We start from the raw sequence: 11,755 nt of genomic DNA on the forward strand, positions 1-11,755 counted from the left end.
GCTAATCTGCAAAACTAGCCGATAGTCATCAGACTGGCATTACCGCCCGCCGCTGCGGTATTGACACTGAGGGAGTGCTCAATTAACAGGCGCTCGAGCAAGATATTCGTTTCACCACGGGCAAAGCCTTGCACCGAGACAATCGGCCCATTGATTTGCGCGATCTGCTCGCAGACCGTGCGTAGCTGATCGACATCGCCATGGTAGATGGCGGCATCAAAGGTGATATTCGCCGTTTGCCAATTGTCGGTGAGGGTAATGCGCGCTTGCACTACCGCAGGTAATTTGCGCAACAGATCTTTTTGTACGCCATTTTCCGACCATAAAACCTCACTGCCGACGGCCAATACGGCAGCCAGTTGCAGCAGTGTATCCGCTTCGTTATCCGCCAGGCAGAGAACACGCTCACGGGGGAGCAGGGCATAGGTGTTGCGTTCACCGGTCGGCCCTGGTAGCAAGCGGACAGTGCCCCCTTGCGCCAGTTCGCCATAGCGCTGTGCCAACGAGCGCAACTCACCCCGCTGCTGTTCGCCCATCCACTTGATCAGTGCCTGATGGGCAGTTTGCAATGTTTCACGGCCAGCGATATTGGGTGCCGACTCACTATCCTGCTGCGCCAGTGTGTTAATCACCGCATCTTCTGGCCGATGGGACAGCAGACGATATAAGTAGAGTGGCCCGCCGGCTTTCGGCCCGGTTCCGGATAGCCCCTCACCACCGAAAGGTTGGACACCCACTACGGCCCCGACCATATTGCGGTTAACGTAGAGGTTGCCCACTTTGGCTTTTTCAGTGACATGGGCAATGGTTTCATCAATACGGGTATGAATACCTAAAGTTAAACCATAACCCGATGCATTTATTTGATCGATTAGCGTGCTGAGGTTCTGGCGCTGGAAGCGCACGACATGCAGCACCGGCCCGAAGATCTCTTTTTGCAACTCATCAAAGCTCTCCAGCTCGATCAGTGTCGGCTTGATAAAGGTGCCGCGTTGCCACTCTTGCTCATCCTGCGTGTTGGCGCGCGCCGCTTGGTAAACCTTACGCCCTTTGGCGCGCATTGCTTGAATATGGCGCTCAATACCGGCTTTAGCGTCGGCATCAATCACCGGCCCGATATCGGTAGAGAGGCGCTCAGGATTGCCCATGCGGCATTCAGCCATCGCGCCACGTAACATCTGTAACGTATGCTCAGCAACATCATCCTGAACACAGAGAATACGCAGGGCAGAGCAGCGTTGCCCGGCACTGTCGAAGGCGGAGGCCACCACATCCGTCACCACCTGTTCGGTGAGTGCTGATGAGTCGACGATCATGGCATTGAGGCCCCCGGTTTCGGCAACCAGTGGCGTTGGACGACCTTGCGGGTCGAGTCGGCCTGCAATGCTGCGTTGCAAAATGGCCGCCACTTCAGTGGAGCCGGTAAACATCACGCCGCGCACGCGGTCATCATTTACCAGTGCTGCCCCGACACTATCACCCTGGCCCGGTAACAGTTGCAAAACACCGCGAGGAGTGCCGGCTTCCAACAAGATACGCACCGCCTGCGCGGCAATCAGCGGCGTCTGTTCTGCTGGTTTCGCTAGCACACTGTTACCGGCCGCCAGTGCAGCGGCGACTTGACCGGTAAAGATAGCCAGCGGGAAGTTCCACGGGCTGATACAGACCACCGGGCCTAGTGGGCGGTGGCTGTCATTGGCGAAATTATCTCGCACCAGTCCGGCGTAATAGTGGAGGAAATCAACGGCCTCGCGCACTTCGGCAATGGCATTACTGAAGGTTTTACCCGCCTCGCGAACCAGTATCCCCATCAGGGTTTGCATCTGAGCTTCCATCAACTCGGCGGCACGCACCAGGATTGCGGCGCGCTCAGCCGGTGGTGTGGCAAACCAGATAGCACCCGCACTGGCGGCAGCATCCAGGGCGCGGCTGACCTCAGCCTCCGTGGCTTCGCGTACGTAACCGACGATATCCATCGGTTCCGCCGGATTGATCACTGGCTGCAATGCGCTGTTATCAAGCTCAACGCCACTATCTAGCTCGGCATCAATGATAGGTTCTGCCCGCCACACCTGGCTGGCACTGGTGAGCAGGGCGCTGGAGAGTGAGGCCAGGCGATGTTCGTTGGCCAGATCTAACCCGCTGGAATTGGCCCTCTGTTTGCCGTACAACTCACGCGGCAATGGAATGCGTGGATGCGGTAAACCGAGCTGACCTTCAGTTGCCGCAATAGCCTCTACGGCACTGACCGGGTCTGCGACCAGCTCATCCAGCGGCAGTGTGGCGTCCGCAATGCGGTTCACAAATGAAGTATTCGCCCCGTTTTCTAACAGGCGGCGCACCAGATAGGCGAGTAGGGTTTCATGAGTGCCTACCGGTGCATAAATACGGCATGGGCGGTTCAGTTTGCCGTCGGCGACTCTCCCCACCACTTGCTCATACAGCGGTTCACCCATGCCATGCAGGCATTGGAACTCATACTGGCCGGGGTAGTAATTCTGCCCTGCGAGATGGTAAATCGCCGCTAAGGTATGGGCGTTATGGGTTGCAAATTGAGGGTAAATCAGGCTAGGCACCGCCAGTAATTTGCGGGCGCAGGCCAGATAGGAGACATCGGTATACACTTTGCGGGTATAGACCGGATAACCCTCTAAGCCCTCCACTTGGGCGCGCTTAATTTCGCTGTCCCAATAAGCCCCTTTGACCAGACGAATCATCAGCCGGCGGCGGCTACGCTGAGCCATATCTATCACAGCATCAATAGTTGCCGGGCAGCGCTTCTGGTAAGCCTGGATCACGAAGCCGATACCATTCCAACCGGCAAGTTTTGGCTCAAAGCAGAGTTTTTCCAGCAGATCGAGTGAAATTTCCAGACGATCGGCCTCTTCTGCATCAATGTTGATCCCGATGTCATACTGGCGGGCTTGCAGGGTGAGCGACAGTAATCGCGGGTAAAGCTCATCCATCACTCGCTGGTATTGAGCACGGCTATAGCGGGGATGCAGGGCGGAAAGTTTGATTGAGATCCCCGGCCCTTCATAAATTCCGCGTCCATTCGACGCTTTACCAATGGCGTGGATCGCCTGCTGGTAGGAGAGCAGATAGGCCTGTGCGTCAGCTTCAGTCAGTGCGGCTTCCCCCAACATATCGTAAGAGTAGCGGAACCCTTTATCTTCCAGCTTACGGGCATTGGCCAATGCTTCGGCAATGGTTTCACCGGTGACGAATTGCTCACCCATCAGGCGCATCGCCATATCCACGCCTTTGCGGATCAGGGGTTCGCCACCTTTGCCGATAATGCGGTTCAATGCACCGGAGAGTTTGACTTCATTATGGGTAGAGACCAGATGCCCGGTAAATAGCAGGCCCCAGGTGGCGGCATTGACAAACATAGATGGGCTGCGGCCCAGATGGGAGTGCCAGTTGCCGTTGCTGATTTTATCGCGGATCAGCGCGTCACGGGTAGGTTTGTCGGGAATACGCAGCAGCGCTTCCGCCAGGCACATCAATGCCACGCCCTCTTGCGAAGAGAGGGAGAACTCCTGTAGCAAACCTTGCACGATACCTGCGCGGCCATTCGCACTTTTTTGATTACGTAGCTTCTCGGCAATGGAGTAGGCGAGTGAATGTGTCGCTTGCGCTAAATCAGCGGGCAAACGTGCTTGCGCCAGTAGCATGGGGATAGCTTCTGTTTCCGGGCGGCGGTAAGCGGCAGTGATGGCGGCGCGGGCCACTGATTGTGGCAACACCTGCTCGGCAAAATCTAAAAATGGCTGGTGGGCGCTGTCAGCGACTTGCGGCATAATGTCGTCCGCTTCGGATTGAGGGGGGGCATGGGTGGTTGGTAGCTCAGGTAATTCACTGCCACTCTCCAGCCGCTCTAAATAGTTAAAAATGGCTTGCTTGATCAGCCAGTGGGGTGTGCGGTCAATATGTTGTGCTGCGGCCTTGATACGGTCGCGTGTTGCTTCATCGAGTTTCACACCCATTGTGGTACTAGCCATGCTGCCAGGCTCCTTTTATAAGGGGAGTTATCATTTTATTTCAGACAATATCAATCATGTTGCAACTTTGTGCAACCGTGTTAAATCAGGTTCGTGAATGAACTGTGAAATTAGTCCGGTTTTTAACAATTAATCAGCAGGGGCGATGACGAGAATATTACGTAGCATGGTGACTAACCCTAATAATAATAGGGTTTGTGGAGTGTTTACCTAAGGTGTGACTCATTTTGTTATGGAAGGTGTCACTCCAGACAGGGATTAATGTGATGTGGCGTGAATTTTTTGTAAATAAATTGTTTAAATTGTTGTGGGTGGAGAAAGTCCTCCACTAGGATAACCATCGCAAGATAGCGGTTTGCTAGCAAATAGTTGTACTGATAATTTATCTGAGGTTAATCGTTCGTCCCTGGTGCAACTGAGTGTCACGTTCCGACCGCCAGAGATAAACATGACGCCGCACTCAGAGAGAAGAACTAAAAATAGCGGGACATATTAAAACGATAATACGCACTATGGAGACGTTGCATGACCATGAATACACCAATGTTGGTGACTTTTTTAGTTTACATTTTTGGGATGATATTGATTGGCCTTATGGCCTACCGGGCAACCAATAACTTTGATGATTACATTCTGGGCGGACGAAGTTTAGGCAGTGTGGTGACTGCACTCTCTGCCGGTGCCTCCGATATGAGTGGCTGGCTATTAATGGGGCTGCCGGGTGCTATTTTCCTGTCGGGTATCTCGGAAAGCTGGATAGCCATTGGTTTGACGATTGGTGCTTACCTTAACTGGAAGTTGGTTGCAGGGCGTTTGCGGGTGCATACCGAAGCCAATAATAATGCGCTGACACTGCCGGATTATTTCACCAGCCGCTTTGAAGATAAAAGTAAATTGCTACGGGTGATATCAGCCGTGGTTATTCTGGTCTTCTTTACCATCTATTGTGCTTCAGGCATTGTTGCCGGTGCACGTCTGTTCGAAAGTACCTTTGATATGAGTTACAGCACTGCATTGTGGGCCGGTGCTGCTGCCACTATCGCTTATACCTTTATTGGTGGTTTCCTGGCGGTCAGTTGGACCGACACCGTGCAGGCAACACTGATGATTTTCGCCCTGATATTAACGCCGATTATCGTTATTCTGGCTGTGGGTGGTATCGATACATCAATGATGGTTATCGCTGCGAAAAATCCAGCCAATATTGATATGTTCAAAGGGCTAAACCTGGTTGCGATTCTCTCATTATTGGGCTGGGGTTTAGGCTATTTCGGTCAACCACATATTCTGGCGCGTTTCATGGCGGCAGACTCCCATCGGACTATTCGTAGTGCACGCCGCATCAGTATGACCTGGATGATCCTCTGTCTGGCAGGGACTATCGCGGTGGGCTTCTTTGGTATTGCTTACTTTGAAAACCACCCGGAACACGCGGGGAACGTCAGCCAAAATGGTGAGCGGGTATTCATTGAGTTAGCCAAACTGCTGTTCAATCCATGGATTGCCGGTATTTTGCTCTCCGCGATCCTGGCGGCGGTAATGAGTACCTTAAGCTGCCAACTGCTAGTGTGCTCCAGCGCGCTGACAGAAGATCTGTATAAAGCCTTCCTGCGTAAAAAAGCTAGCCAGAAAGAGTTAGTTTGGGTAGGCCGTGCCATGGTGTTGCTAGTGGCATTAATTGCCATTGCGCTGGCAGCGGACCCCGATAACCGGGTTCTTGGTTTGGTGAGTTATGCATGGGCGGGCTTTGGCGCTGCATTTGGCCCAGTGGTGCTCATCTCGGTGACTTGGCCACGCATGACCCGTAATGGCGCGTTGGCGGGGATGCTGATTGGTGCTATCACCGTTATCGTCTGGAAACAGTACGCCTGGCTGGGCTTGTACGAAATTATCCCAGGTTTCGTGTTTGCCAGTATCGCCATTGTTGTCGTGAGCTTGATGGGTAAAACACCAAGCAATGCGATTACCGAACGTTTCCACCATGCTGAAGCTGAGTTCAAAACCGTTTAATCACCACGTTGGCTCTACTTACATCGGCCCCCTGTTTTTACCGGGGGCTTTTTTTTTACAGAAAATCCTGTGTGCCTTTGGTGGTGATATGAATGGCTATCTTGATGAATTTATTTGTTATCTAACCAATTAGAAACAATTTGCCACACTTTGATTAACAATATTCTTACGGCGTCTATTGAATTTCTTTTTAACAGAATGATAATCACTATCGTTTTAAGTTTTACTTTTCTTTACGCCAATTGACATTACTTGTCATCATCAAGTTATACCCATACCTACCGCAGGGGTTCTGGCATGTTCGTCCCATTTCTTATTATGTTTCGTGAAGGGCTGGAGGCCGCGCTGATTGTTAGTTTGATCGCCAGCTATCTTAAACGTACTCAACGCGGTCAATGGATGGGGGCAGTTTGGATTGGCGTGATAACAGCGGCGGCGCTCTGCCTGGCTATCGGCATCTTTATTAATGAAACCACCGGTGAGTTCCCACAAAAGCAGCAAGAGCTGTTTGAAGGGGTCATCGCGGTGGTGGCAGTTTGCATATTAACCTATATGGTTTTCTGGATGCGCAAAGTATCCAAGTCGGTGAAAACGCATTTGGAAGGTGCTATCGATAGCGCGCTAAACTCTGGTCGTAGTCAGGGCTGGGCCTTGGTGGCAATGGTGTTTTTTGCCGTGGCCCGTGAAGGGCTTGAATCGGTGTTCTTCTTACTGGCGGCTTTCCAGCAGGATGTCGGTATGGGCGCACCCATCGGCGCAATATTGGGGCTGACCTGCGCCATTCTGGTCGGTATGGCTATCTACTGGGGCGGCATTAAGTTGCATCTGGCGAAATTCTTTAAATGGACCAGCCTGTTTATTCTATTTGTTGCCGCAGGGCTTGCCGCGGGCGCGATAAGAGCTTTCCATGAAGCGGGTCTGTGGAACCATTTCCAAGCTATTGCGTTTGATCTGACCAATGTGCTCTCGACCCACTCACTGCTCGGCACCTTCCTCGAAGGCATGTTCGGCTACCAAGAAGCGCCAACAGTCAGTGAAGTGGCAGTCTACTTTATCTATCTGATTCCGGCATTAATCCTCTTTTTCCTTCCACCACGCACCACGGCGGCCTCAACCGTACCTGCTGTGCGGAAAACTAACTAATCATTCAGGGATTTATCACATGTCTAACCGGTTCTTCCGTCGCACTGCTTTGCACGCCGCTCTACTGGCACTGCCTGCTGTGGCTATCAACGCACAAGCTGCTGATATTCCACAAGTTAAAATCACGGTTAATGATAAGCAGTGCGAACCAATGGCGCTGACTATTCCCGCCGGTAAAACTCAGTTTATTGTCCATAATGTCAGCCAGAAAGGTCTGGAGTGGGAGATCCTCAAAGGTGTCATGGTGGTTGAGGAGCGTGAAAATATCGCCCCTGGTTTTACCCAAAAGATGACCGCTAATCTGGAACCGGGTGAATATGATATGACCTGCGGTTTGCTGAGCAATCCGAAAGGTAAGTTGACCGTCACGGCGGCTGGTGCTGAAACAGCAGTGAAACCGGATGCCATGGCATTGGTTCGGCCGATCGCTGAATATAAAGTTTATGTCACACAAGAGGTTGCCCAGTTAGTCACTCAAACGAAAGCCTTTACCGATGCGGTGAAAAAAGGGGATCTGGCCCTGGCCCGTAAATTGTACGCGCCGACGCGCCAGCATTACGAGCGCATTGAGCCGATTGCGGAACTGTTCTCTGATCTAGATGGCAGTATCGATGCCCGTGAGGATGACTTTGAGCAGAAAGCCGCTGATCCGAAATTTACTGGTTTCCACCGTTTAGAAAAAATCCTGTTTGGCGACAATACCACCAAAGGTGCAGATAAATTTGCCGACCAACTCTATCTGGATACCCTGGAGCTGCAAAAACGCATTACCGGCCTGACATTTGCGCCGAATAAAGTGGTTGGCGGGGCTGCGGGCTTAATTGAAGAAGTTGCGGCCAGTAAAATCAGCGGTGAAGAGGATCGTTACAGCCGCACTGATTTGTGGGATTTCCAGGCCAACGTTGATGGCGCACAGAAAATTGTCAATCTGCTGCGGCCACTGCTGGAAAAAGCCGATAAGCCGCTGCTGCAAAAAATCGATGCCAACTTCAAAACAGTGGATAGCGTATTGGCTAAATACCGCACTAAAGAGGGCTATGAGTCCTACGAGAAGTTAACCGATGCCGATCGTAATGCGATGAAAGGGCCAATTACGGCGCTGGCGGAAGATCTTGCTCAGTTGCGTGGTGTATTAGGTCTGGATTGAGGCATTAAGCATGAGTCAGAAAACCGGCCCACAACAGGGATCGTATCAGCAAAATAGCGGGGCGGCTTTGCCGTCCCGTCGGCGCCTACTGCTGGGTATGGGGGTGATGAGTGGCGCACTGGCGCTCGGTGGGGCAAAAGTTGCTCGTGCGGCGGATTGCCCAGCCCCTGAGGTATCGTCTGCCCAGGATGAACGTTGGCAGAAACAGCCCTTTTACGGTCAGCATCAATCCGGCATATTAACCCCACAACAGGCGGCAATGATGCTGGTGGCATTTGATGTGCTGGCAGCGGATAAAGCCGCATTGACCCGCTTGTTCAAACTGCTGACCGAGCGCATCGCCTTTTTGACCACCGGCGGAGATGCGCCATCAGTCAATGCCAAATTGCCACCGCTGGACTCGGGTATTATGGGGCCAGAAATCTACCCGGATAACCTGACGATCACGGTTTCCGTCGGTGATTCACTGTTTGACCAGCGCTTTGGTTTGCAGGGGCAAAAACCATTGCGGTTGCAGAGAATGACACGTTTCCCGAATGATTCACTGGATGCGGCTCTCTGTCATGGTGATCTATTACTGCAAATTTGCGCCAATACCAATGAAACCGTGATCCATGCACTGCGCGATATCATTAAGCACTCACCAGATCTTCTCAGTGTTCGCTGGAAGCGCGAGGGCTTTATCTCAGCCCATGCGGCTCGCAGTAAAGGCAAAGAGACGCCTATCAACTTGTTGGGTTTTAAAGATGGCACCGCGAACCCAAAAACCAGTGATAAGCCCTTGATCAATCAAGTGGTTTGGGTACAGGAGGGGGCTGGCGAACCGGCATGGGCTGTCGGCGGAAGTTATCAGGCGGCACGAATTATCCGCTTTAAAGTAGAGTTTTGGGATCGCACCCCATTGCAGGAACAGCAAACCATTTTTGGTCGTGATAAGCACAGTGGCGCGCCGCTGGGCATGGTGCATGAGCACGATGAGCCGGATTTCAGCAAAGATCCCGATGGCAAAGTGATTAACCTGGACTCACATATTCGTCTGGCCAATCCACGAACCATAGCCACCCAGAGTAACCTGATGCTGCGCCGTGGCTACAGCTACTCGCTGGGTGTCTCCAATTCGGGGCAATTAGATATGGGGTTACTATTTGTCTGCTACCAATCTGATTTAGAAAAAGCCTTTCTGACGGTACAAAAACGGCTGAACGGTGAGGCGTTGGAAGAGTACATTAAGCCCATTGGCGGCGGATATTTCTTCACGCTACCGGGTGTGGCGGATGCCAATCACTATTTAGCCCAAGCTCTGCTCGAAGCCTAAATCTGCTCGTCACTTAATTTTAAACACCGACGACTCGATCGATAACGGTGAGGAGAGGTAGAAGAGTAAAGCGTCCGCGCCAGGGATGATTTTACGGCGTCTTTACGATCTGCATGTTCTCTCCGCTCAGGCGGCTTTATCAATAACCTTGAGCACCGTTTTCACACGGTGCTTTTTTATGGCCTTTAGCTCTTCAGCTTGGCCGTAATTTTCGCCACATGCTCACCCTGGAAACGGGCAATCGCCAGCTCTTCAGCGCTAGGTTGACGGGAGCCATCCCCACCGGCAATAGTGGTAGCGCCATAGGGGGTGCCACCGCGAGTCTGCGAAACATCAAATAACTCTTTAGCACCATAACCGATAGGGACAATGATAAAACCGTGATGTGCCAGCGTGGTCCAGGTTGAGGTAATGGTATGTTCTTGCCCGCCACCGGTACCGGTTGAGGAGAATACGCTGGCGACCTTGCCGTATAGCGCACCAGATGCCCATAAGCCGCCGGTTTGATCGAGGAAGGTGCGCATCTGTCCGGCCATATTACCAAAGCGGGTTGGTGTACCAAAAATGATACCGTCGTAATCGGCTAACTCTTGCGGTGTGGCCACCGGCGCGGGTTGGCCCGTTTTACCGCCCGCATTGGCGAAAGCCTCGGCAGGCATGGTTTCTGGCACGCGCTTTATCGTCACTTCAACGCCGCTGACTTTCTTTGCACCTTCGGCTATTGCACCGGCAAGTGTCTCGATATGTCCATACATGGAGTAGTAAAGTACTAAAATTTTCGCCATCTCGCTTTGCTCCAATCAAATATATTGAATAACGCTGATGAGGTCATCATAGTCGCTGCTTATGACACATATTAACCATACGCCAATACCAGCAGGCTGCAACTTTGCCCGCACAGAAAGTGAAGCATGGACAACGCGCTGAGATAAGCAAATAGGGTGCAGCTAATAACGTGTTTTAAAAATCCAATATGACAATAGGAGTGCGAAGCCGGAGAGGGAGATATATATCCCCGCATAAGTCAGACCATAGGGTAATAGGCTATCAATAATTAATGGCGTCATACCACCAAATAAACTGATTGAGATATTGCAACCAACCCCCATAGTTGCGGTGTGACCCTTTGCTACTTGCGCTATAACAGATAAGTTACCGCACAATATCATGGCTGCATTGGCGCTAATAAATAGCTGCGCCAATAGAACAAACTCAAAAATAGTGCTGGATAAGAGCAAGTAGAGAGGTGTTGAAAATATGATTAAGCTATACACCCCCCATGCAAATACTTTTGATGCACTGGCATATCTGTCTGCTAGCCAGCCAGTTAACATCAATAGCAGGCAGAACAGAGCGGTGGAAAATATCGCATAAAGATTTTTAAAATCACCTATATGTAGCGACTCCCGTATTATCGACATTGACATGTTTTGTGCATAGAAAACAGTGGTAGCCGGAGCCATAATCAAACATATATGCATGGCATCGACCCAATTAACCCGGCGCTTATAAGCCATTGTCGCTTGGCTGGGTAATTTAATCCTAAACCAAAAACTTACGGCGATATTGACGATGCCAAGCAGTAGAGGAATTCGCCAGCCGACGGTTTGCATAGTTTCCGAGTCAAGAGTGTGCTCAAGTAGATAGACAATAATCAGTGATGCGAGAACCCCAATAAGAGAGCTACCAACAATCAAACTACAAATTCTGGCGCGCTCATTAGTTGCAGGGTCATCGAAAAGGTAAGTGGTTAGCGAGGCCACTTCACCACCAAAGCTAAGTGATAATGTCATTTGTAATAGCAAAACGACTAAGGGCGCATAATAGCCCAATGTATTGATGGGTAATAATGCCATACAGAGAGTCGCAAGCCCGGTGATTAAACTGGTGAGGACTAATGCGGCTTTCCGGCCAGCTTGATCCGCATAACGGCCAATAATATATCCACCCAGCGGCCTTGTGATAAATCTTAAGGCAAATATACCCCAGACGATACTTTCGGGATTTTGATACCCTTGCCGCGCGAATTCGGCACTCAGATACATAGATATCGCTGCAAATACCGCAATATCATAATATTCCAATGTATTACCGGCTACTGCCCCTAATCTGAATTTCCATTTCATCCTATTCCCT

At 51.3% G+C, this 11,755-nt stretch carries 7 protein-coding genes and 1 pseudogene; 5 read left to right on the forward strand and 3 right to left on the reverse strand.

Features of this window, described 5'->3' with window-relative positions:
• Positions 1 to 14: 14 nt before the first annotated feature.
• The gene (gene putA / locus HRK25_RS14295) at positions 15 to 4,004 is read right to left on the reverse strand and encodes a trifunctional transcriptional regulator/proline dehydrogenase/L-glutamate gamma-semialdehyde dehydrogenase (RefSeq protein ID WP_032898151.1); all 3,990 of its coding nucleotides are present in this window, start codon (positions 4,002 to 4,004) and stop codon (positions 15 to 17) included.
• Positions 4,005 to 4,529: 525 nt separating this feature from the next.
• On the opposite strand from putA, the gene putP reads away from it, so the two are divergent.
• The 5 genes and pseudogenes from putP to HRK25_RS20460 all read left to right on the forward strand — a co-directional run.
• On the forward strand, positions 4,530 to 6,014 hold the full coding sequence (putP, locus tag HRK25_RS14300) for a sodium/proline symporter PutP (protein WP_005275586.1): 1,485 nt from the start codon (positions 4,530 to 4,532) through the stop codon (positions 6,012 to 6,014).
• A 297-nt stretch (positions 6,015 to 6,311) separates the two neighbouring features.
• Positions 6,312 to 7,157: an iron uptake transporter permease EfeU gene (gene efeU, locus HRK25_RS14305; RefSeq protein WP_032898150.1), complete on the forward strand. Its 846-nt coding sequence runs from the start codon at positions 6,312 to 6,314 to the stop codon at positions 7,155 to 7,157.
• Between the two features lie 19 nt (positions 7,158 to 7,176).
• Positions 7,177 to 8,304: an iron uptake system protein EfeO gene (gene efeO, locus HRK25_RS14310; protein ID WP_005275578.1), complete on the forward strand. Its 1,128-nt coding sequence runs from the start codon at positions 7,177 to 7,179 to the stop codon at positions 8,302 to 8,304.
• A 10-nt stretch (positions 8,305 to 8,314) separates the two neighbouring features.
• Positions 8,315 to 9,619 (forward strand): iron uptake transporter deferrochelatase/peroxidase subunit, encoded by a 1,305-nt coding sequence (gene efeB, locus HRK25_RS14315; protein WP_005275575.1) that lies wholly within the window; start codon positions 8,315 to 8,317, stop codon positions 9,617 to 9,619.
• Positions 9,620 to 9,703: 84 nt separating this feature from the next.
• Positions 9,704 to 9,808 (forward strand): annotated as a pseudogene (locus HRK25_RS20460) (gluconate 5-dehydrogenase); the annotation flags it as partial.
• Here the strand turns inward: HRK25_RS20460 and wrbA are convergent.
• Together wrbA and HRK25_RS14325 are read right to left on the reverse strand one after the other, a co-directional pair.
• Positions 9,805 to 10,404: an NAD(P)H:quinone oxidoreductase gene (gene wrbA / locus HRK25_RS14320; RefSeq protein WP_032898149.1), complete on the reverse strand. Its 600-nt coding sequence runs from the start codon at positions 10,402 to 10,404 to the stop codon at positions 9,805 to 9,807. The pseudogene HRK25_RS20460 and the gene wrbA overlap by 4 nt on opposite strands.
• Before the next feature lie 162 nt (positions 10,405 to 10,566).
• Positions 10,567 to 11,745, reverse strand: a complete 1,179-nt coding sequence (locus HRK25_RS14325; protein WP_005275569.1) for an MFS transporter — start codon at positions 11,743 to 11,745, stop codon at positions 10,567 to 10,569.
• Positions 11,746 to 11,755 lie beyond the last annotated feature (10 nt).

The sequence above is a fragment of the Yersinia bercovieri ATCC 43970 genome (assembly GCF_013282745.1).
Classification (GTDB): Bacteria; Pseudomonadota; Gammaproteobacteria; order Enterobacterales; family Enterobacteriaceae; genus Yersinia; species Yersinia bercovieri.